General features: G+C 67.8%; 20 protein-coding genes. 14 read left to right on the top strand and 6 right to left on the bottom strand.

The features are described 5' to 3' along the window. Positions 1–365 precede the first annotated feature (365 nt). The 3 genes from arc to ON40_RS15635 all read left to right on the top strand — a co-directional run bounded on the left by arc (position 366) and on the right by ON40_RS15635 (position 4,392). Positions 366–2,126, top strand: a complete 1,761-nt coding sequence (gene arc, locus ON40_RS15645) for a proteasome ATPase (RefSeq protein ID WP_040823104.1) — start codon at positions 366–368, stop codon at positions 2,124–2,126. Between the two features lie 116 nt (positions 2,127–2,242). Then, positions 2,243–2,875 (top strand): TetR/AcrR family transcriptional regulator, encoded by a 633-nt coding sequence (locus tag ON40_RS15640; RefSeq protein ID WP_040824183.1) that lies wholly within the window; start codon positions 2,243–2,245, stop codon positions 2,873–2,875. Continuing rightward, entirely contained in the window at positions 2,875–4,392 is a 1,518-nt protein-coding gene (locus ON40_RS15635; RefSeq protein WP_040823103.1) for an ArnT family glycosyltransferase, read from the top strand. Before ON40_RS15640 ends, ON40_RS15635 begins: the two co-directional genes overlap by 1 nt. Before the next feature lie 51 nt (positions 4,393–4,443). On the opposite strand, the gene ON40_RS15630 is transcribed toward ON40_RS15635, so the two are convergent. Then, positions 4,444–5,169 (bottom strand): peptidylprolyl isomerase, encoded by a 726-nt coding sequence (locus ON40_RS15630; protein ID WP_281033038.1) that lies wholly within the window; start codon positions 5,167–5,169, stop codon positions 4,444–4,446. A 270-nt stretch (positions 5,170–5,439) separates the two neighbouring features. On the opposite strand from ON40_RS15630, the gene ON40_RS15625 reads away from it, so the two are divergent. After that, a complete protein-coding gene (locus ON40_RS15625; protein WP_040823101.1) occupies positions 5,440–6,744 on the top strand; it encodes an aspartate aminotransferase family protein in 1,305 nt (434 codons plus the stop codon). 1 nt (position 6,745) lies between these two features. On the opposite strand, the gene ON40_RS15620 is transcribed toward ON40_RS15625, so the two are convergent. Next, on the bottom strand, positions 6,746–7,276 hold the full coding sequence (locus ON40_RS15620; RefSeq protein ID WP_040824178.1) for an NUDIX hydrolase: 531 nt from the start codon (positions 7,274–7,276) through the stop codon (positions 6,746–6,748). Positions 7,277–7,665: 389 nt separating this feature from the next. Between ON40_RS15620 and ON40_RS15615 the strand changes: the two genes are divergently transcribed. The 5 genes from ON40_RS15615 to ON40_RS15595 all read left to right on the top strand — a co-directional run bounded on the left by ON40_RS15615 (position 7,666) and on the right by ON40_RS15595 (position 12,086). Further along, positions 7,666–8,415, top strand: coding sequence for a LamB/YcsF family protein (locus ON40_RS15615; RefSeq protein WP_040823099.1), 750 nt, complete (start codon positions 7,666–7,668; stop codon positions 8,413–8,415). Beyond that, complete coding sequence (locus ON40_RS15610) at positions 8,412–9,074, top strand: 5-oxoprolinase subunit B family protein (protein ID WP_083895658.1); 663 nt, start codon at positions 8,412–8,414, stop codon at positions 9,072–9,074. Before ON40_RS15615 ends, ON40_RS15610 begins: the two co-directional genes overlap by 4 nt. Then, positions 9,071–9,985 (top strand): 5-oxoprolinase subunit C family protein, encoded by a 915-nt coding sequence (locus tag ON40_RS15605; protein WP_083895657.1) that lies wholly within the window; start codon positions 9,071–9,073, stop codon positions 9,983–9,985. Before ON40_RS15610 ends, ON40_RS15605 begins: the two co-directional genes overlap by 4 nt. 146 nt (positions 9,986–10,131) lie before the next feature. Beyond that, complete coding sequence (locus ON40_RS15600; RefSeq protein ID WP_040823097.1) at positions 10,132–10,512, top strand: nitroreductase family deazaflavin-dependent oxidoreductase; 381 nt, start codon at positions 10,132–10,134, stop codon at positions 10,510–10,512. A 44-nt stretch (positions 10,513–10,556) separates the two neighbouring features. Then, the gene (locus ON40_RS15595) at positions 10,557–12,086 is read left to right on the top strand and encodes a glycosyltransferase family 39 protein (RefSeq protein ID WP_040824171.1); all 1,530 of its coding nucleotides are present in this window, start codon (positions 10,557–10,559) and stop codon (positions 12,084–12,086) included. A gap of 131 nt (positions 12,087–12,217) precedes the next feature. On the opposite strand, the gene ON40_RS15590 is transcribed toward ON40_RS15595, so the two are convergent. After that, positions 12,218–13,783, bottom strand: a complete 1,566-nt coding sequence (locus tag ON40_RS15590) for an FAD-dependent monooxygenase (RefSeq protein WP_040823095.1) — start codon at positions 13,781–13,783, stop codon at positions 12,218–12,220. Between the two features lie 108 nt (positions 13,784–13,891). After that, complete coding sequence (locus ON40_RS15585; RefSeq protein WP_040823093.1) at positions 13,892–14,503, bottom strand: TetR/AcrR family transcriptional regulator; 612 nt, start codon at positions 14,501–14,503, stop codon at positions 13,892–13,894. 310 nt (positions 14,504–14,813) lie between these two features. Here ON40_RS15585 and ON40_RS49860 point away from each other — a divergent pair, with 310 nt between their 5' ends. The 3 genes from ON40_RS49860 to ON40_RS15570 all read left to right on the top strand — a co-directional run bounded on the left by ON40_RS49860 (position 14,814) and on the right by ON40_RS15570 (position 18,133). After that, positions 14,814–16,913, top strand: coding sequence for a DEAD/DEAH box helicase (locus ON40_RS49860; protein ID WP_245567817.1), 2,100 nt, complete (start codon positions 14,814–14,816; stop codon positions 16,911–16,913). Positions 16,914–16,980: 67 nt separating this feature from the next. Continuing rightward, positions 16,981–17,346 (top strand): arsenate reductase family protein, encoded by a 366-nt coding sequence (locus ON40_RS15575; protein ID WP_218008797.1) that lies wholly within the window; start codon positions 16,981–16,983, stop codon positions 17,344–17,346. A gap of 49 nt (positions 17,347–17,395) precedes the next feature. After that, positions 17,396–18,133 (top strand): TetR/AcrR family transcriptional regulator, encoded by a 738-nt coding sequence (locus tag ON40_RS15570; RefSeq protein WP_040823090.1) that lies wholly within the window; start codon positions 17,396–17,398, stop codon positions 18,131–18,133. Positions 18,134–18,148: 15 nt separating this feature from the next. On the opposite strand, the gene ON40_RS15565 is transcribed toward ON40_RS15570, so the two are convergent. Together ON40_RS15565 and ON40_RS15560 are read right to left on the bottom strand one after the other, a co-directional pair. Continuing rightward, on the bottom strand, positions 18,149–18,895 hold the full coding sequence (locus ON40_RS15565) for a TIGR03943 family putative permease subunit (RefSeq protein WP_040823087.1): 747 nt from the start codon (positions 18,893–18,895) through the stop codon (positions 18,149–18,151). Beyond that, on the bottom strand, positions 18,892–19,923 hold the full coding sequence (locus ON40_RS15560) for a permease (protein WP_040823085.1): 1,032 nt from the start codon (positions 19,921–19,923) through the stop codon (positions 18,892–18,894). The genes ON40_RS15565 and ON40_RS15560 overlap by 4 nt, the downstream gene beginning before the upstream one ends. A gap of 274 nt (positions 19,924–20,197) precedes the next feature. On the opposite strand from ON40_RS15560, the gene dop reads away from it, so the two are divergent. After that, positions 20,198–21,697 (top strand): depupylase/deamidase Dop, encoded by a 1,500-nt coding sequence (gene dop / locus ON40_RS15550; RefSeq protein ID WP_040823081.1) that lies wholly within the window; start codon positions 20,198–20,200, stop codon positions 21,695–21,697. Between the two features lie 182 nt (positions 21,698–21,879). Beyond that, positions 21,880–22,074, top strand: a complete 195-nt coding sequence (locus ON40_RS15545) for a ubiquitin-like protein Pup (RefSeq protein ID WP_040823079.1) — start codon at positions 21,880–21,882, stop codon at positions 22,072–22,074. The last annotated feature ends 14 nt before the right edge of the window (positions 22,075–22,088 follow it).

Below are 22,088 nucleotides of genomic sequence, written 5' to 3'. Positions count from 1 at the left end.
TTGCGAGCAGCGGTGATCGATGGGTGCTGATTCGGATCTGCCGGAGCGATTCTGCGGAATCTGTCGGTGGTCGGTGCTGTGATGGTCGGTAACGCTCCGGGCCGCGAATGCGGTAGCCACGGAAACAGATACGGTCCGCGCGGCGTTACTGCTACAACAGTACGACCGGTGAAAGGAGCATCGGTCCGCATCACTCGGCTCGGATCCGGCGAACAACGCGCCGGAGGCGGAGGGTCAAGGACGGCGCAAGCGCTGGACCAGCCGCAGTACGCAGCCCAGATGTGATCACGACGAAACAATGTCGGAAAGCGAGAACGGTTCGGGCCCGGTAGCGTTGATAGACCGGGACTGGGAGGAGCGGCATCATGAGCCCCATCGAGAATTCGGATTCGGCGGCCTGGAGAGAGCTCGAGGCGGTACGCGCCGAGGCGGCTGCACTCCGGAGGCAACTCGCCGACTCGCCGGATCGCACAAGAGAATTGGAAGCGCGCGTCGATTCGCTGACGATTCGCAACACCAAGCTGATGGACACGCTCAAAGAGGCGCGTCAGCAGTTGGTGGCCTTGCGCGAGGAAGTCGATCGGCTGGGTCAGCCACCGAGTGGCTACGGCATCCTGATCAGCGTCTACGAGGATCAGACGGTCGACGTCTACACCTCCGGGCGCAAGATGCGGCTGACCTGTTCGCCCAATATCGACACCTCCGAGTTGCACTACGGGCAGAGCGTGCGGTTGAACGAGGCGCTGACCGTCGTGGAGGCGGGCAACTTCGACCAGATCGGTGAACTGGGCACCCTGCGCGAGATCCTCGACGACGGTCGCCGGGCGCTGGTGGTCGGACATGCCGACGAGGAGCGCGTGGTGTGGCTGTCGGGCCCGCTCACCGCCCTCGTGGACGTCGACGACGTGGAGGATCCCGATCGTCCGGTGCGCCGCCTGCGCGCGGGCGATTCCCTGCTGGTCGACACCAAGGCCGGTTTCGCCTTCGAGCGTATCCCCAAGGCCGAGGTCGAGGATCTCGTGCTCGAGGAGGTGCCCGACGTCGGCTACGAGGACATCGGTGGTCTGGGCCGTCAGATCGAGCAGATCCGCGATGCGGTGGAGCTGCCCTTCCTGCACAAGGATCTGTTCCGCGAGTACGCGCTGCGTCCGCCCAAGGGTGTGCTGCTGTACGGCCCGCCCGGATGCGGTAAGACGCTGATCGCCAAGGCGGTCGCCAACTCGCTGGCGAAGAAGATCGCCGAGGCTCGCGGTGAGGACGCCAAGGAGGCCAAGTCCTTCTTCCTCAACATCAAGGGCCCGGAACTGCTGAACAAGTTCGTCGGCGAGACCGAGCGGCACATTCGGATCATCTTCCAGCGCGCGCGGGAGAAGGCCTCCGAGGGCACCCCGGTGATCGTGTTCTTCGACGAGATGGACTCGATCTTCCGCACCCGCGGTTCGGGTGTCTCCTCGGACGTGGAGACCACCGTCGTGCCCCAGCTGCTGTCGGAGATCGACGGTGTGGAGGGGTTGGAGAACGTCATCGTGATCGGCGCGTCCAACCGCGAGGACATGATCGACCCGGCCATCCTGCGGCCCGGACGCCTGGATGTGAAGATCAAGATCGAGCGGCCGGACGCCGAGGCGGCGCAGGACATCTTCTCGAAGTACCTCACCGATACGCTGCCGCTGCACGCCGACGACATCGCCGAGTTCGGCGGCGATCGGGTCAAGTGCGTGCAGACGATGATCGAACGGGTCGTCGACCGCATGTACGCCGAGAGCGAGGACAACCGGTTCCTGGAGGTCACCTACGCCAACGGTGACAAGGAGGTCCTGTACTTCAAGGACTTCAACTCCGGCGCCATGATCCAGAACATCGTGGACCGCTCGAAGAAGTACGCGATCAAGTCCGTGCTCGACACCGGCAACCCGGGTCTGCGCATCCAGCACCTGTTCGATTCGATCGTGGACGAGTTCTCCGAGAACGAGGACCTGCCCAACACCACGAATCCCGATGACTGGGCACGCATCTCGGGTAAGAAGGGCGAGCGGATCGTCTACATCCGCACGCTGGTCACCGGCAAGAACGCCTCCGCCAGCCGCGCCATCGACACCGAGTCGAATACGGGTCAGTACCTGTAGATCCGCCACACCGAGGGCCGCAATCCGATCGGATTGCGGCCCTCGGTCGTGTCAGGGGCCCGGGCCCGCAATATTCGGGGCAGCGCGGTTCTGGCCGTATGGGATAAAATTTGGCCATGCGGACAGAAAATGGTTCGGACGGCCAGAAGCGGTCGTTCATCGAGGAGGCGCGACGTCGTCAGATCATCGCGGCCGCGGTCGAGGTGATCTCCGAGGTCGGGTACGGGAATGCCTCGTTGGCGCGGATCGCCGAGCGGGCGGGGATCTCGAAGGGGGTCATCTCGTACCACTTCGACGGTAAGGACGACCTGATGACGCAGTTGGTGATCCAGCTGTACGTCTCGGGTGCGGAGTTCATGACTCCAGCGATCCAGGCCGCCGACGGCCCGCGTGCCCGGGTGCTGGCCTATCTCGACTCGAATCTGCGGTTCATCGATGCGAATCGGGCCTATGTGGCGGCCTTGACCGAGGTCGTGCTGAACCTGCGCGGTCCGGACGGGACTCCGAAATTCGCCTCGGCGGCGGACGGTGAGGACGAGATCATCCGGCCGCTGATCGATATGTTGCGGGACGGGCAGCGGGTGGGCGATTTCGGCGAGTTCGATCCGGTGGTGATGGCCAAGGTCATGCGCGACACGATCGACGGCGCGGCGGGGCGTGCCATCCGCGAAGCGGAATGGGATGTGGAGCAGTATTCGGCGGACGTGTGCCGGTTGTTCGATCTGGCCACGCGGAAGGGGAGGAATTGATGTCTGCAGTACTGAATATCGATGTGGTGCAAGGGGATTCGGCTTCGGACCGGCCGCGGTTCGCGGTCGCGGGGGTCGCGGCGGTGGTCGTGCTCGCGGCGATCGCGCTCGGGCTGTCGATCGGGCGTTACGGCTTCTTCGGGGACGAACTGTATTTCATCTCCGCGGGCCGTCGGCTCGCGGAGAGTTATGCGGACCAGGGGCCGGCGGTGCCCGCGATCGCGCGGTCGATGGACCTGATCGCCCCGGGATCGCTGGTGGCAGTGCGCATTCCGGCGGTGCTCGTCACCCTCGCGGCGATCGTGGTGACCGCGCAGATCGCCCGTGAGTTCGGCGGGTCGCGATCGGCGCAGGTGCTGGCCGCGACGGCCTACGCGGTCTCGCCGTTCCTGCTGCCGCAGGGCGGTCAGCTGTCCACCAATGTCGTCGACACGGCACTGTGGGTGGTGATCTGCTGGCTGGTGGTCCGATGGGTGCGCACCCGCCGAGACTCGCTGCTGCTGTGGGCGGGACTGGTGACGGCGCTGGATATGCAGGTCAAGTGGCTGGTCCCGTTCCTGTGGCTGGCGCTGGTCCTCGGCGTGCTGGCCTTCGGGCCCCGGGAGATGTTGCGCCGCCCGGCCTTGTGGTGCGGTGCGGCCGTCGTCGCGGTGACGATGGCGCCGAGCCTGATCTGGCAGGCCCGTCACGGCTGGCCGCAGCTCGGGATGGGCGCTGAGGTTGCCGCGGAACAGGATTCGATCGGCGGCCGGTTCACCTTCGTCCCGTTGGCGGTGGGGTCGGCCGGTGTACTGGGCGTGCTGTTACTGATCTGCGGGCTCTGGGCGTTGTTTCGCGCGGAGGTGTTGCGCCCCTACCGGTTTCTCGGGGTGGTCCCGCCGGTTCTGATCGTGGCGTTCGTCCTGACCGACGGTCGGCCCTACTATATCGTCGGCTGTTATGCCGCAGTGCTGGCCGCCGGTGCGGTCTGGTGGACGCAGCGGTCGAAGTCGTTGTTGCGCAATGGTATTGCCGTGGTGCTCGCGGCGGTTTCCGCAGTCATGGTGATCCTCGTTCTGCCGCTGCAACCGGAGCGGGAGCTACCCCCGGCGCCCGCGGATGACGGGATATCCTCCTTGCTCTACGCGAAATTCGGCTGGCCGGAACTCGCCGCCGCAACCGCTGCGACGTATCGCTCACTCCCGGCGGGCGAGCGCGAGGAGACCGTGGTGATCACCGATTCGTATTGGCAGGCAAGCGCTCTGGATGTCTACCGGCACACCTACGGCCTGCCCGCGGTGTACAGCCCGAGTCGCGGTTTCGGATATTTCGGCGTTCCACCGGATTCCGCGCGCACGGTGCTGTGGGTCGGCGGTGACGAGGCCGATCTGCGATCGCGATTCGGCGCCGTCACCGCGGCCGGACGGGCGGAAACCCGACTGGGCCTGCCGGGCGTGACCCGCGACGTCACCATCTGGCGCTGTGCCGATCCGCGGGAGCCGTGGTCGCGGGCGTGGCCGGGAATGCTGAAACTGTGAAGTACGAAGGTGCTGCCGGACCCGATCACGCCGGGTCCGGCAGCAGCCGGATCAGGAGTGCGTGGTGACGGACTGCAGGATGATATCGGTGGCAGGCGCGCCGTCGCCGGACCCGTCCTTGGTCCCGCCCGACGCGATGTTCTGCAGGACATCCGTACCGCCGGTGATGTGGCCGAACGGGGTGTAATTGGGCGGGAGCTGGGAGTTCTTGTAGACCAGGAAGAACTGGCTGCCGTTGGTGTTCGGCCCGGCGTTGGCCATCGCGAGGGTGCCCGCGGGGTAGGTCGCGCCGGCGAGATTCTCATCGGGGAACTTGTAGCCGGGGCCGCCGCGCCCGGTGCCGGTCGGATCGCCGCACTGGAGCACGAAGATGCCCTCGGTGGTCAGGCGGTGGCAGCGGGTGTGGTCGAAGAACTGCTGTCCGGCCAGGAAGACGAAGGAGTTGACCGTCCGGGGAGCCTTGGCGGCGTCGAGCTTGGCGGTGATGGTGCCGCAGTTGGTTTCCAGGCTCGCGGTGTACGACGCCTTCTGGTTGATCGTCATGCCCGGTGCGGCGGGCCACTGCTTGCCGTTGGGTTTGGCCGGTCCCGCGTTCATGCACCCGGGCGCTCCGGTGTGCACGGGCGTGGGCGCAGCGAGCGCCTGACCGGTGCCGAACAGCGCCAGCGACAGACCCGCGGCGACGAGGCCGATCCGCCGTATCATGGTGCGCCGTAGGTGAATTCGGCGCGACGGCCGATCGTCGTCGAGCTGCTGGTGCTGTGGAACGCTGTTCACCGGGGGGTGACTCCTTCGTAACATCGGATGCGGCAGGTTGCCGCGCATCTTGCCACGGCGGCCGACGAATGTCCGTGTGAGTCGACAGACCGTCCGTTGCGCTAGCTGGTACCCGTTGTCCCGGTGATCAAACCGAAAACGACCGGATTACGGGTGATCGCGACGAACCCGGGACGGGGCGCCCGATGATCTGGTTTGATCGCGAACAGGAGTGTGCCGTGCGTGCGGTGGACGCGGCTCGCGCGGTGGCCCGAGTGAGGGAGGTTGCCGGTGGATCACGTCTTCTATCCGTGGAGTGCGCAGGCGAAAGTGAATCCCGTTCCGATCACGGGCGCTTCGGGGTCCTGGTTCTGGGATGCCGACGGCAGACGCTATCTGGACTTCTCCTCTCAGTTGGTGAACGTCAACATCGGCCATCAGCATCCGGATGTGGTGGCTGCGATCGTGGCGCAGGCGCAGAAGTTGACGACCATCTCGCCGACTGTCGGTAACGAGGTGCGCAGCGAACTGGCCCGATTGATCGTCGAACGCGCGCCGGGGCAGCTGAACCGGGTGCTGTTCACCACCGGCGGCGCCGAGGCGGTCGAACATGCGGTGCGGTTGGCTCGCAGCTACACCGGGCGCACGAAGATGCTCTCGGCCTACCGCTCCTATCACGGCGGTACGGGCGTGGCGATCGGCCTGACCGGTGAGCCGCGCCGCTGGGGCGCCGAGCCGACCAATGTGGACGTGGTCCGGTTCTTCGGTCCGTACCCGTACCGCTCGGCCTGGCAGACCTCGACCCCGGAGCAGGAGTCCGCCGCGGCGCTGCGACATCTGCGTCAGGTGATCGAACTCGAAGGGCCGCAACATATTGCGGGACTGATCCTGGAGTCGGTGGTCGGTACGAACGGCGTGCTGGTGCCGCCGCCGGGATATCTGGCCGGTGTGCGCGAACTGTGTGACGAGTTCGGGATCGTGTACATCGCCGATGAGGTGATGGCCGGTTTCGGTCGCGTGGGTGAGTGGTTCGCGGTGCAGGCATTCGACGTCGCGCCGGATCTGATCACCTTCGCCAAGGGGGTGAACTCCGGTTATGTGCCGCTCGGCGGGGTCCTGATCGCCGAGTCGATCGCCGCACGGTACGACGACGCCGTCTATCCCGGCGGGCTCACCTATGCGGGGCATCCGCTGGCGTGCGCGGCCGGGGTGGCCTCCATCGAGGTCTTCGAACGGGAGGGCATTCTGGACCACGTTCGGTCGGCCGGGTCGGATGTGCTCGGAAAGGGGTTGCACGAGCTGGCTTCTCGGCACCCATCGGTGGGTGAGGCGCGTGGCATGGGATTCTTCTGGGCCCTCGAGCTGGTGCGGGATCCGGGGACTCGGGAGCCGCTGGTGTCCTTCGCCGCGAGTGGTGCTGCGCAGGAACCGATGAATCGGGTCACCGCCGCGGCCAAGGAGCGCGGGTTGTGGCCCTTCGTCGCCGCGAATCGGCTGCAGATCGCGCCGCCACTGACCACCTCGGTCGACGAATTGCGTACGGGGATGGAGATTCTCGACGAGGTTCTGGCGGTGGCCGACTCGTACGTCGGGTGATCTACCGCGCTGCCGGGCGCAGCAGGTCCTCGACCAGCAGCCGAGTGTCGGGGACGAACGGCCAGGCCGGATCGTCCAGGTGGGCGCGCAGCTGTGCGTCGGTCCACCACCAGCCGTCGGCGATCTCCTCGGGCTGATGCCGGATCGTGCCGTCGTACCGGATCTCGTAGGCGAACAGGTGGCAGCGCATCGGCGTGCCGAGCCATTCGCCGTCCCAGCTGACGCGGGCCCGGGAGACCGGACGAGAATCGTTGTCACCCAGGATGATTCCGAGTTCCTCGCCGAGCTCGCGAACCGCCGCGTCGGCCGGATCCTCGTTCGGGCCCAGGACGCCCCCGGCCAGGCAGTCGTGCATCCCGGCGAAGACGGCCTTGGTCTCGGTGCGGCGGTGCACATAGATGCGTTCGCCATCGCCGGACCGGACCAGAACGCCCGCGCTGGCATGCCACAGCCCGCGCGCGTAGACCGTGGAACGGTCGGCGCTGCCGATCTGCCGTCCGTCGCGGTCGTAGACCGCGATCACCTCACCCATCGGTTCGTCCTCGTCGGAAAGTCGTATCGATCCCGGCCGATCCGCCGAGATCCGCGCCTGCGTCTCGTTCAGGTGCCCGACCAGCATATCGGCGGCCACTGCGGGCTCGCCGTCCGTGAGTACGTCATACCGTCATGATCGCCCCGCAGAAAGGGGCATACTGGGCAGAGCTGTTCGCGAGTGCAGTTCCCGGCGCAGGACAGGGTGGTCACCGACGGGGCCGGTCAGGTGTCGGCGGGGTGTTCCGCTGCTGTGGATGCCGGGTCGTCGCGATGGTGGAGCCGCCGGGTGCGGTGCGCTCGGTCCGCGGTGTCGGCGTTGTTCGGTCCGACCGAGATCCATTGCCGGGAGCTGTTGGGCGGCAGTGGTATTCGACGAAGGAGGCGACGATGACGATCGATCTGAACAGTGATCTGGGGGAGGGGTTCGGCGCCTGGGCGATGGGGGACGACGACGCTCTGCTGGACATCGTGACCAGTGCCAACATCGCCTGCGGATTCCATGCCGGGGATCCGTCGATCATGCGTCGCACCTGCGCGATGGCCGTCGAACGCGGCGTGCGGATCGGTGCGCACATCTCCTACCGCGATCTGGCCGGATTCGGGCGGCGGGCGATATCGATGCCGGCCGGGCAGTTGACCGATGAATGCCTGTATCAGATCGGCGCGCTGGACGGCATCGCGCGCGCCGCCGGTGATCGCGTTCGATATGTGAAACCACATGGTGCGCTGTACAACTCGGCGGCGGAGGATGCCGACATCGCGCAGGCGATCGCGGCGGCAGTGGCCACGTACGGCGGGCTGAGCCTGCTGGGGCTGCCCGGATCTCAGCACGAGGCCGCGGCCGTCGCGGCCGGAATCGACTTCCACGCCGAGGGATTCGCCGATCGGGCCTACACGCCGGCGGGCACCCTGGTGTCGCGAAGTCGGCCCGGTAGCGTCCTGGATTCGGAATCTGCTGTGGCACAGGCTGTTTCAATCGCATCAGACGGCAAGGCCCGGGATGTGGACGGCGCCGCCGTCGCGGTACCGGCGCGGAGTCTGTGCGTGCACGGTGATTCACCGGGCGCGGTCGCGATGGCGCGGGCGATCCGCAGCGCGCTGACCGAGCGGGGCGTCGAGTTACGGGCATTCGCATGAGCAGCGGTGTGATGAGCGAGGCCGGGCTGATGATCCGGCAGGCCGGGGATCGAGCGTTGCTGGTCGAACCGTCGGATCGGGCCGAGTTGATGGGCTTCATCGATCGTCTGCGGGACGATCCCGTCGGGGGCGTGTGCGACGTCCTACCGGCGGCGCGCACGGTACTGATCACGCTTCAGCCCGGTGTCGATGTGGCGGTGATGATCCGGCGGCTGCGCGCGGCATTCGACACGGTATCGGAACGCGCTGCTCACGATGTGAAAGATAGTGCGGGCGTGGAGATTCCGGTGCGCTACGACGGTGTCGACCTGACGGAGACCGCGGCCCTGCTCGGTATCTCCGAGGCCGAGCTGATCGCCAGGCACACCGGCGCGCGGTGGCGGTGCGCATTCATCGGCTTCGCGCCCGGATTCGGATATCTCGAAGCGCCCGGCGCACAGCTGTCGGTGCCGCGCCACGAGCAGCCGCGAACGGCGGTGCCGGCCGGTTCCGTCGCCTTGGCGGCCGGGTACAGCGCCGTCTATCCGCGCAGCTCACCCGGCGGCTGGCGGATCATCGGCCGGACGACCACGGCGTTGTGGGATCTCGACCGGCCCGAGCCCGCGCTGTTGCGTCCCGGGACTCGGGTGCGCTTCACCGCGGTGGAGATCGCCGCATGACCCGGCGGAGCTCACTGCTGTATCCCACCGATCCGGACGGTTCGGCGACGGCCGTACTGCAAGTGGTCGCGCCCGGAATGCTCAGCACCATTCAGGATTCGGGTCGTCCGGGATGGTTCCATGCCGGTGTCGGTGTTTCCGGAGCGGCCGATCGGCGCTCGTTCACCCTGGCCAACCGGTTGGTTGGCAATGACGAATCCGCCGCGGCGATCGAATGTCTGCTGGGCGGGCTGATCGTGGAGTTCGGTGCGCCCGCCGTCGTCGCGGTCACCGGCGCACCCGCACCGATCACGCTGGACGGTCGTCCGGCCGCGCATTCCTCTGTGCTGCGTCCGGGGGTCGGTCAGCGTCTGGCGCTGGGCATATCCTCGACCGGATTGCGCAGTTACGTCGCCGTGCGCGGTGGTATCGCGGTGCCGTCGGTACTGGGCTCCCGCTGCCGTGACACTCTCGCGGGCATCGGACCCGAACCGCTGCGGGCAACGGACGTGCTGCCGGTGGGCCCGCCGCCGCGGCGTTGGCCGGAGGTCGACCTCGCCCCGGTCGCGCCCCTGACCGCCGATACGCTCACCGTGCGGGCGATACTGGGCCCGCGCGAGGACTGGTACGACCGTCCCGAGAATCTCTTCGCCGGATCCTGGCGGGTGAGTGCCGACACCGATCGAGTGGGCATCCGGCTCGAGGGCGATCCGGACCGCCCGCCGCTGACCCGAATCGACGACGCCGAACTCCCCACCGAGGGCATGCCCCTGGGCGCGATCCAGGTGCCGCCCTCCGGCCAGCCGGTGGTATTCCTCGCCGACCATCCGATTACCGGTGGCTACCCGGTGATCGCCACGGTCCTGGACGCCGATGTCGACGCCCTGGCTCAGGCTCGCCCCGGCCGCACGATCAGATTCGTGCGCGGATGATCCCAGGCGCAGAGCGCAATTCGCCGCGACCGCCGACGATCGTGCGTGCGGCGATCGGTGTCAGGGGGCGTTTTCGATCATGGCGCGCGGTTGTGCGGGTTCGCGCGTAGCCTGTGGGCGCAGGAATTTCGGGAAGGGGACGAACAATGCCGTTGCCGCGGGCTTTGGCCAGGTTCAACCGGCGGGTTACCAATCCGGTCGCGGGCCTGGTTGCCGGGCGGATGCCCGGACTCGGGGTGCTCGTGCATCGGGGTCGCAAATCGGGCCGCGAATATCACACGCCGGTGACGGTGTTCAGCCGTGACGGCGGATATCGCATCGCCCTGAGCTACGGCCGGGATGTCGACTGGCTCAAGAACATTCTCGCCGCCGGTGAATTCGAACTCGAGCTCGACGGACGCACCATCGCGCTCACCGATCCGGTCGTGCGGCACGACGCGGAGGTCGGCTGGGCACCGATCGGCGTGCGGCAGATGCTGCACACGCTGTCCGCGGACTGTTACGTCGAGGCGCATCCCGCGCCGTAGCGAACGGCGTGGTGGCCGCCCGGACTCGTGCAGGAGTGTTCGCGATGACCGATGTGGTGGAGCGCGTGATCGAGGACGGTGTCGCGACTCCGCCGCGGGCGAAGGGCTCGATCGCCGTCATCGCGGTGTTGGCCGCGGCGGTGCTGCTCTTCGCTGCCTCGCGGTACGGGTATTTCGGGGACGAGCTGTACTTCCTGGCCGCCGGACGACGGCCGGGGTGGGGTTATGCGGACCAGGGGCCGGTACTTCCGCTGATCGCGCGGACGATGGACACCCTCGCCCCCGGGTCCTATCTGGTGTTACGTCTGCCCGCGGTGGCGCTGACGGTGCTTGCGACCGTGCTGTGCGCGGAACTCGCGCGGATGTTCGGGGGCGGGCGCAGCGCCCAGGTGCTGGCCGCAGCGGGATACGCGAGTTCGCCCTTCCTGCTGCTGCAGGGTGCGATGCTGACCACGAATACGGTGGACACCGCGCTGTGGGTGATCATCACCTGGTTGCTGGTGTGCTGGGTGCGCAGCCGCCGCGATGCGTTGCTGTTGATCGCGGCGCTGATCACCGCGATCGATCTGCAGGTGAAATGGCTGATCCCGTTCTTCTGGGCCGCGGTCGCTGTCGGTGCGCTGATCGCCGGTCCGCGCGAGGTGGTGCGGCGGCCGCTGCTGTGGGTCGGTGCGCTGATCGTCGTGATTTCCGCTGTGCCGGAACTGCTCTGGCAGTCCGGACACGGCTGGCCGCAATTGGCCATGGGCGGTGAGATCGCCGGTGAGCAGGCGATTCTGGGCGGACGACTGCTGTTCATCCCGATGTCGGTGATCCTGTGCGGATTCCTGGGGACGCCGCTGCTGCTGATCGGGATCTGGGTTCTGCTGCGGCGCAACATATTCCGTTCATACCGCTTTCTCGGCGTAGCGCTGCTTCTGCTGTACCTGGCGTTCATGATCACCGGCGGTCGGGTCTACTACCCGGCTGGCATGTACGCGGTGGTGATCGCGGCCGGTGCGGTGGGTGCGGTGACCGTTCTCGGGCGGATTCCTTCGGTGTGGCGGTGGTCGCTGGCCACTGTCCTTGTGGCGCTGGGGATTGCGGCCACGATGCTGATTCTGGAGGCGACGCCGTGGCGGTCGGCGGATCGGATCACGCCGCCGCACAACGATGCCCAGGCCGCGGTCCAGATCGGGGTCTACGGCCAATTCGGCTGGCCCGAACTCGATGACGCCGTCACCCGCGCCTACGACGGCCTGACCCCGGCCGGGCGATCCCACCCGATCCTCATCAGCGATACCCACTGGCAGGCAAGCGCATTGGATCAACTCGGCCGGGCCCACCTGCCGCCGATCTACAGCCCGAGTCGTGGTTTCGGCTACTTCGCCACACCACCCGACGGTGCTACCGCGGTCCTCGCGGTCGGCGGCTCCGAGGCGGCATTGCAGAGTCAGTTCGAGCATGTCGAGCCGATCGGCAGAGTCGATACCCGGCTCGGATTCCCGGGTAATACACAGAACGTGACCATCTGGAGATGCACCGGTCAGCGCAAGCCGTGGTCACAGGTATGGCCGCGCTGGATGCATCTGTGAACGCATCGGATTATCGGTCCTGGAGCGCCTACCCGGTGCTCCACACCGGTAATCCGGTTGGTGCAGAGACGTTCAGACGTCGGCGACCAAGTGCCGGGAGGCATCGCCGGTGACGATACCTCCCGGGTAGCTCAGTCCGTCACCTCGGCCAGCGCGCGGGCGGGCCCGAACCAGCGGGTCAGCGCCCGGTGCAGGCCGTCGATATCGGAATCGTCTGTGGCCCAAGCGACATACCCGTCCGGCCGGATCAACAGCGCGGCGGCGGGCGCATCGTCCGCGGTGGCGGTCACGATATCGACCCGATCGGCCCATTCGCGTGCGTGCGCTGCCGCACCACCGGACAGGTCGAGCAGAATCGGCCGCGCCGTGCGCAGCAGTTCGGCGACCCGCAGCGGACCGGCATCGGTCGTCACGGTGAGATCGGGCACCAGACGGCCGGACAGCGGATGGTCGTCGCCGATCGCGTACCGAACATCGGATCCAGCAAGCAGATTCGCGAGATGGTTCGCGACCTCGGGCAGCTGCATGAGTTCGCTGAAGAGTTCGCGCAGTGCGGTCACCTCGGGGCCGGGTGCGATCAGGGCGGTCTGCGACAGGCTGTGCATCATGACCCGCTCGGCGACCGGATGACGTTCGCTCTCATAGGTATCCAGCAGATCCTCCGGCGCGTCACCGCGCACCACGGCGGCGAGCTTCCAGCCCAGATTGATCGCATCCTGCAGACCCAGGTTCAGACCGGGCCCGCCCATCGCCGAATGGACGTGTGCCGAATCGCCCAACAGCAGGACACCGTCTCGCCGATAGTGTTCGGCGAGCAGGGTGTTCTGACCGACCGTGCGGCGCAACGCATGTGGGCCCGGACCCTCGGGCGGTGTGATCGGCACCGGAACGCCCAGGACCCGTTCGACCGCCTGATGCACCTCGTCGAACGTCACCGGCTCGTCGTCCGGGACGGGATCGCAGCCGTGCTCGGCCGCGCCGATCATCGGACGTCCCGGAAGTATCTCGGCGTAAACGAACATGCCGCGCTCGACTCGGTTGTGGCCGAAGCTGAATCGGCCCGCCCCCGGGATCTCGATCCCGCCGTCCCCGGTCCGCAACTCCTCCGGAACGTGGGCATGCGCGAATCGAGTGATTCGATCGTCGGAGCTGGTGCCCTGGAAGGCGATCCCGAGTTGCTTGCGCACCAGGCTCTTTCCGCCGTCCGCGCCGACCAGGTATCGGGCGGCGATGCGGTACGGGCCCTCAGGGCCCGCTACCGCAGCGACGATCTGCTCCCCGTCGGTCCGGAAGTCGGTGAGCTTGTTTCCCCATCGGATCCGTACGCCGAGTTCCTCGGCGCGCGCGGCCAGCAACGCGATCAGGCGCGGTTGCGGGATCGACCAGCCGTACATCGGATTGTTCTGCAGCGCAGACAATTCCAGCGGAAGACCACTGAACATGTAGTGCGGAATGGGTTCGGGATGTTCGGCTCGGGAGGCGTCGAAGATCTCGAATTCGTTGGGGGAGAACAACCCCCGGATATCCATCATCCGGACCACCTGGCCGATCAGGCCGTTCGCCTTGGGCTCGGGACTCGGCCCCTCCAGCGGGTCCAGCACGATCGGCTGGACGCCCGCCAGGGCGAGTTCGCAGGCGAGCATGAGGCCGTTCGGCCCGGCGCCGGAAATGATGACGTCGGTTGTTGTTTCGGACATGACTGATCAACCCCTGTCGATAGGTGCGCTTTCTCAGTGGAGAAGGGTGCGGCGAATCACGGAAGCACCGAATGCGCTACCGCTGTGTGGTTTTCGGTGACCGGTGGGTCAGACGCTCGGGTCCGGCAGCCCCCGGGCCAGTTCGGTCAGGGCCCGGCGCAGGATCGTGGTGATGACCTCGGGCGGGTCGGCATGGACGTAGACGTCGACCGCGGCGGTGCAGGCGGCGTTGACCGCCGCCGCGACGAGTTTCGGATACAGGTCGGCAGGTGTGGTGCCGGTGCGTGCGGCCACCGCGGTGGCCAGTTCGTCGCCCGTGCCGTGCACGAAGGCGGCGAACATCTCCGGTGAGGCGAGCAATTTGCGGTTCTCGGCCAGGATCGCGGGTGTCGGCGGGCCCCACCCGGCGCCATCGGCCTCGAGTGGAGCGATCACCGACTCGGTGATCGCGGTCCAGAGCGGCTCGTCGGCGGGGCGGTTGCTCAGGAGCTCCGCGGCGCGCCGCCCGCGTTCGATCTGGCGATACGCCAGAGCCTCGAACTTACTGGAGAAATAGTTGTTGAAGGTGCGGACCGAAACTCCGGCCCGCGCGGCGATGTCCTCTCGGACAACGTTTTCCAGGCCGCGTTCGAACATCAGCTCGAGTGCCGCATCGCTCAATGCCTTGCGGGTGTCGAGCTTCTTGCGTTCCCGAAGTCCGAGGGGTTGTTCGTCGGCCATGCATCCAGTCTGACCGAAAAGTGCCCACCGGGCAAGAGTGCTCGACGGGAAAAATTGCCCGTCGGGCAGAAATATTCGTGACGGTCGCAACACCGAATCGTTCGGGCGCTACGGATGGGCTACGATGATCATCGGATGCGGTTCGCCCGTATCCGGCGTCGTAGATTGCTCTCACCGCGTATCAGCGCTGTGGCACCGGCTCTCCTTGCGGCGATCGATATGGCCCATCGGCCATCTCGCCACCGTGTGCCCCGCGCGAACAGATTTCGTCGTGTCGGCGGCACCCTGCTCGAAAGACATCAGAATCTCCGTGAATTCCACCGAACCCGCGTCCGGCGCTGCCGCGACCGCGTCCTTCGCCGTGCTCGGCGTACCGGCACCGCTGGTGCGCGCTCTGCGAGACGCCGGTATCGCCACGCCGTTCCCCATTCAGGCGGACACCCTGCCGGACACTCTCGCCGGTCGTGACGTGCTGGGCCGAGGCAGAACCGGCAGCGGCAAAACACTGGCATTCGCCATTCCCGTCGTGGCGCGCCTCTCGAACGATCTGGCCGGGACCGCCCGTCCGCACCGTCCCGCCGGACTGATCCTCGCTCCCACCAGGGAACTCGCCACCCAGATCGCGACCGCGCTCGAGCCGCTGGTTGCGGCGCACTCGATGACGGTCACCACCGTATTCGGCGGCGTCTCGCAGCACCGCCAGGTCAAGGCGCTGGCAGCGGGCGCGGACATCGTCGTGGCCTGCCCGGGGCGGCTCGAGGATCTGATGCGGCAGGGGCTGGTCGACCTGCGCAGCGTCGGGATCACCGTGATCGATGAGGCGGATCACATGGCCGATCTGGGCTTCCTGCCCGGGGTCACCCGGATTCTCGCCGCGACGCCGGCCGACGGACAGCGGCTGCTGTTCTCGGCGACCCTGGACAACGGCGTGGACAAGCTGGTCAAGCGCTTCCTGCCCGATGCGGTGCTGCACTCGGTGGACGAGGCGCATTCGCCGGTGGCCGCGATGACGCACCACGTCTTCGAGGTCGCGAGTGCGGCGGTGAAGAAGGACGTCGTCCGCGCGCTGGCCTCGGGCAGCGGGCGGCGGATCCTGTTCATGCGCACCAAGCATCAGGCCCGCAAGCTCGCGAAAACGCTTACCGCGGAAGGGATTCCGGCGGTCGATCTGCACGGCAACCTGGCGCAGAACGCCCGCGATCGTAACCTGGCGGCCTTCGCCGAGGGATCCGCGCGGGTGCTGGTGGCCACCGACGTCGCCGCACGCGGTGTGCACGTGGACGGGGTCGAACTCGTGGTGCATGTGGATCCGCCCGCCGAACACAAGGCGTACCTGCACCGGTCCGGCCGCACTGCTCGCGCGGGAAGTGCGGGCGATGTGGTCACCCTGGTCCTGCCCGATCAGCGCAAGGACACCGCGATGTTGCTGCGTAAGGCCGCGATCACCGTGCGCCCGCAGTCCGTCACCGCGGACTCGCGCGCGGTCGGCGACCTGATCGGCGTCATCGCTCCGATCGTCATGCCGTCCGCTCCTGTCCAGAAGTCGCCGAGTAGCGCCGGAACCTCTGCTCGGACAAGGCGTTCCGGTGCGCGATCGGACTCGCCGGTTCGAAATGGTCGCAATGTGGAAGAGATCGGCACACCTACCCGGAACGGCCGCGGTGCGAAGTCCGGTGCTCGGTCGGCCGAGGCGCGCCCCGTCGGCGAGCGTCGGCGCGGCCCGAAGGGGGAGTCCGTTACGCTGCAGGATCGTCGTGAGTCGAGCCGCGATGTGTCGCAGGGAAGTTCGGCCGGTGGCGCGTTCGAGTCGCGTGGCTCCGGTAGCGGCTCGCGTGGCGCGAAGTCCGATCCGGTTGCCCGGCGGAAACGTCGTGAAACATCGAATAGTGATGGGCCGCAGTCGGTCAGCGGTACCGAGCGCCGGTCGCGCGCCTCGGGTGACGGTGCGGGCGGCGAGAAGGCTCGATTCGACCGGGGTTCCTGGCGTGGTCGCGACAATGTCGTGGATTCGGGTGCCAGGGGAGATGCGCCGCGCGGCGGACGACCCGATCGGGGTGCGACGGCAGGGAAGCGGTCCTCGAATCGTGATGCCATGGAATCCGGTGCGCGGCGGGACGTTTCGGATGGTAAGCGGGTCGAGTCGGGGCGAGGCTCGCGGGATGCGGGTGCTCGTGGAGCGGGAGATAGGTCCGGGCATGCCGTGAAATCCGGTGTGCGGCACACGCATTCGACCTCGTCCGAGGGCAGGCGGAACGGGCACGAGCGGTCGGATTCGCAGCATGGGCCCTCGGGCGGGGCGGATCGTTCCGGTGCGGGTGCGCCGGGGCGACGGCATCGTCAGGGTGCGCGAAACGGTGGTCGTGACGCGTCGGGCGGATTCCTGCCCAGCGGCGGCGGTCGTCGCGGCTGAGGCGCGGGCAGCCGGGGCCGGTATGCGGGACTGCCGGACCGGCGCCGGGCCGGGCTAGGGTGCGCATATGACATCCGAGCAGATGGAGATCTGGCACAACCCGCGTTGCTCGAAGAGCCGTGCGGCCAAGCAGGCGCTGGACGAGGCCGGGGTCTCCTATACCGAGCGGCGTTATCTCGAGGATGCGCCCGGTGCGGCGGAGATCCGGGCGATGCTGGACCGGCTCGGTCTCGAACCGTGGGATATCACGCGCACCGGCGAGGATGTGGCGAAGGAACTCGGTATCGCGGGGTGGTCGCGTACGCCCGAGGATCGCGAGCACTGGATCGAGACCCTCGCCCATCACCCGAAGCTGATCCAGCGCCCGATCGTGGCGAGCAGTCGCGGCGCGGTGGTCGCCCGGGACGACGAGTCGCTGCGGTCGCTGCTCTGAGTCGCCTGCGTGGCGTATCGGCCATGTCGCGGGCCGGTATCGTGGCCGTGTGAGCGAGACCGGTGGCAGGTCCGCGTCCCGGCGGACCGCATCGGGGGCGCGGTCCGGGGTAGACGGACGCAGTACGCGCTGGAACGGGCACAAGGAACGTCGGCGCGCTGCGGTGCTCGATGCCGCGGTCGAGGTGATCGAGGAGTGCGGCGCCGATGTCTCCGTGCAGCAGATCGCGGATCGGCTGCGCCTGCCCCGCCCGGTGGTGTACCGGCATTTCGACGGCCGCGCCGATCTGGACGAGCAGATACGTCGGCGGATCCTGGAAGCACTGCTGGACGAGCTGCTGCCCGCGCTGCGTGCCGACGGCACGGTGCGGGATGCGGTGCGCGGTGCGGTCGGCACCTACGTCGAATGGGTCGACCGGCATCCCGGCCTGCACAGATTCCTGGACGGCATTGCGCCGCAGGGAGATTCGTCACAGGCGATCGCGGGAGCCCGGGACCGGATCGGCGGGCGCCTGGCCGATCTGTTCACCTCCTCGCTGGCACGGTTCGGTATCGATCCGGCGAGTGCGCGGCCGATGGCCTTCGGGGTGGTCGGTTTCGTGGACGGCGTCGTCAACAGCTGGCGCGCGGATTCGGCGACGGCACTGACCTGCGAGCAGATCGAAGCCATCCTCACCGAATCGGTCCTGGCGCTGTTCGAGGGCAATGCGCGCAGTCTCGGGGTTCCGCTGGCTCGGGACACGCCCGTCGCGGTACTGCTGGCCAGTCCCGAGAGTTCGGCATCCTGAGCCTGGTTCGCAGGCTCAGCCGTAGACCCGGGCGGGCGTGGGAATCGTCCGCATCTGCGTCACGGTCACCGTCGGTGTCATGTTGTCCTGCGGGGTCGCGCTGTTCGGCACGACCCGCCCCTGCACCGAGACCCAGGTGTCGTCCGGTAGCGGGGTGACCGCGCCGTCGAGATGGATGCGCAGGGTCTGTGCATCGGCGGCGCAGCAGGTGATCACGACGCGAGCCAGATCGAATCCGGTACGGGTGCCGTCGGTGCGCGCACTACCGTCCTCCTCGGTGCGGATGACGAATCCCTGGACGGTGATCTGCCGTCGGTCGAGTTCGCCACTGGAGTCGTACGCGGCGCGGTCGATCAGGTCGTACATCCGGATGGTCGGCGCCGGGCCTGCGGGCAGCGGTGCGAACCGGACCTTCCCGCCGCCGGATGCGGGTGGGGTGATCCCGGCCGCCGCGGTCGCGCCGGACTGGACCGAGGACGCGCCCAGTGCGGGCGGAACGACGATCAGCAGCGTCGCGATCGGCGCGAGTAGCAGCCACTGCGGTCGCCCGGGATGGTGATCCGCATGGTCTCGCGGCTCGTCGTGGCCGCGGATGTCGCGCACGATCGCCACCGCGGCGAGCAGCAGCAGAGCGATTCCGCTGGGCACCAGATACGGCTGCAGGCCCGGCCGCACGTACCGCAGGAAGGTGCCGTCCAGGGAGATCTTCAGTACCGCCGCGCCGATCAGCAGCAGGGCGAAATTCTGTGCGGCCCGGCTCATCGCGTACCCAGGAACAGATATCCGGCCGCCGATCCGCACAGCGTCGCGACCACGAATGTGGCCGGTGCGAACCGGAGTGCGAAACGCCGCCCGAAGGTGCCCGCCTGCATGGCGAACAATTTCACGTCCACGGCGGGGCCGACCACCAGGAACACCAGTCGGGGCAGAAGCGGGAGTCCGGACATGCTGGAGGCCACGAAGGCATCGGCCTCCGAGCACAATGCCAGCACCACCGCCAGTAGCGCGAGCACCCCGATCGAGATCAGCATCTGCCCGGACAGTTGGCGGTACCACGTCGGCGGAACCAGGACGTGCAGTGCCGCCGCGGCCATCGCGCCGATCACCAGAAAGGCCGCGGCCTGCAGGAAATCGTGCCGCGCCGCCTCGGCGAACACGGCCCACCGCGACCGCCCGGCCGCACAGTGACCGCGTCCGCGCGGGCGGACGGTGAGCCATTCCGGGCGGCCGAACCGGGCCCACAGATACCCCATGACGAAGGCCGTGGCGAGCGATCCGGTGAACCGCGCGGCCACCATTGCAGGATGGCCCGGAAAGGCCACGGCGGTGGCGATCAGCACCACCGGGTTCACCGCGGGCGCCGAGAGCAGGAATGCGAAGGCCGCCGCGCCGGGTGCGCCCTGATCCATCAGCCGCCGGGCGACCGGCACCACACCGCATTCGCAGCCGGGCAGCGCGATACCCGCCAGCCCGGCCGTGCCGATGGCGGCGGTGCTGTTGCGCGGCAGCAACTTTCGCAGCAACTCGGGTGAGACGAACGCCGCGATCGAACCGCTGATCAGCACGCCGAGCACCAGGAAGGGCACAGCCTGCACGAAGACGCCGGTGAAAACCGTTGTGGCGGTTTGCAGTTTCGGGCTCGAACCGATCCAGCCGGCGAGCCGCCCCTGGAAGATCAGTCCGAGTACCAGCAACCCGGCCAGCACATAGGTCGACGACCCGCGCAATCGGCCGCGCCGCGGCGCCTGCCCGGCATCGTCGGCGACGCGGGCGGTCCGCGGTATCGACATTCATCTACCCCCGTTGCTGACGACATCGAGATCCGGGCGAACAACCGAGCACAATGTCCGTCGCACGCCGCGGCGGTGATATTCGCTGTCGCGGTGTGGACATGGGCATGATGGCACAGACCACCGACACCGGGGAATCCTCCCGGGCCTGCACGGACGTGTCGTTCACCGGGCCGGGAACACGCCAGGTGCACACCGTTCACCGGCCGGTCGCGGCCCGTTCCGTGCACCGCCCGCCCGGGTGACGCCGCGCGACGCGGTTACGATTCAACTCATGCAGCGCATCATCGGAATCGAGGTCGAGTACGGGATCTCCACGCCCACCGAGCCCTCGGCCAACCCGATTCTCACCTCCACCCAGGCGGTGCTCGCCTACGCCGCGGCCGAAGGCGTGCCACGGGCCAAGCGCACCCGATGGGACTACGAGGTGGAATCGCCGCTGCGCGACGCTCGTGGTTTCGATCTGGGCCGCCTCAACGGGCCCGCCCCCGTGATCGACGCCGACGAAGTCGGCGCGGCGAACATGATCCTCACCAACGGGGCCCGGCTCTACGTCGACCACGCGCACCCGGAATACTCCGCGCCCGAGGTCACCGACCCGCTGGACGCGGTGATCTGGGACAAGGCCGGTGAACGGGTGATGGAGGCCGCGGCGCGCTACGCCTCGAGCGTGCCGGGCGCGGCCCCGATGCAGCTGTACAAGAACAACGTGGACGGCAAGGGCGCGTCCTACGGCACCCACGAGAACTACCTGATGAGCCGGGACACGCCCTTCAACCAGATCATCGTCGGACTCACTCCGTTCTTCGCCTCGCGTCAGGTGATCTGCGGGTCGGGCCGCGTCGGCATCGGCCAGTCCGGTGACACGGCCGGATTCCAGCTGTCCCAGCGCGCGGACTACATCGAGGTCGAGGTCGGTCTCGAGACGACGCTCAAGCGCGGCATCATCAACACCCGTGACGAGCCGCACGCGGACGCGGACAAGTACCGCCGCCTGCACGTCATCATCGGCGACGCCAATCTCGCCGAATGGTCCACCTACCTCAAGGTCGGCACCACGGCCCTGGTGCTGGACCTGGTCGAGGCGGGAGAGGATCTGAGCGATCTGCAACTGGCGCGTCCGGTGACCGCGGTGCACGCCATCAGCCATGACCCGACCCTGCGCGCGACGGTCGCGCTGTCGGACGGTCGCGAGCTGACCGGCCTTGCGCTGCAACGGATCTACCTCGATCGCGTGGGCAAGTACCACAGCCGCGAGGGCACCGACGACGCCCGCGTCACCGATCTGCTGGAGAAGTGGGCGCACGTGCTGGACCTGCTCGAGCGCGATCCGATGGAATGCGCCGACCTGCTCGACTGGCCCGCCAAACTGCGCCTGCTCGAGGGTATGCGCAACCGCGAGGGCCTGGGCTGGGCCGCACCGAAACTGCATCTGGTCGATCTGCAGTACTCCGATGTCCGCCTGGACAAGGGGCTGTACAACCGTCTGGTGGCGCGTGGCTCGATGCAGCGGTTGGTCACCGAGCAGCAGGTGCTCGATGCGATGACCAACCCGCCGACCGACACGCGCGCCTACTTCCGCGGCGAATGTCTGCGGCGGTTCGGTGGCGATATCGCGGCCGCCAGCTGGGATTCGGTCATCTTCGATCTGGGCGGGGACTCGCTGGTGCGCATCCCCACGCTCGAGCCCCGGCGCGGCACCAAATCGCATGTAGGCAAGCTGCTGGACGGTGTGCACACCGCGGCGGAGCTGGTGGAACAGCTGACCACCTAGCCGTCGCCGCAGCAGTCGAATCGGCATCGCACCGGGTGCGATGTCCGGCCGCTGTCACGTTGCGGCGGGGGCACATTGCGAGGTAATCCGGCATGTTGTCCGCGCTGCTGGGTAGTGTTGAGGGACGAGTATCGGAGGTATCCGGTACTCGCCGATGATCAGTACAGAGGAGGTCGGCTGCTATGGCACAAGAGCAGACCAGGCGCGCCGGTGGCGGCGACGAGGACGACGACGCTGCCGGCGTCGATGCCGCGGGGCAGGAGCGCCGCGAGAAACTGGCGGAGGACACCGACGACCTGCTCGACGAGATCGATGACGTGCTCGAGGAGAACGCGGAAGACTTCGTGCGCGCATACGTTCAGAAGGGCGGCCAGTGACATCAGGTGACCCC

The sequence above is a fragment of the Nocardia jiangxiensis NBRC 101359 genome (genome assembly GCF_000308615.1).
GTDB lineage: Bacteria > Actinomycetota > Actinomycetes > Mycobacteriales > Mycobacteriaceae > Nocardia > Nocardia jiangxiensis.
The sequence above is the reverse complement of the archived record's forward strand: the minus strand, read 5'-3'. Positions and strand labels throughout refer to the sequence as shown.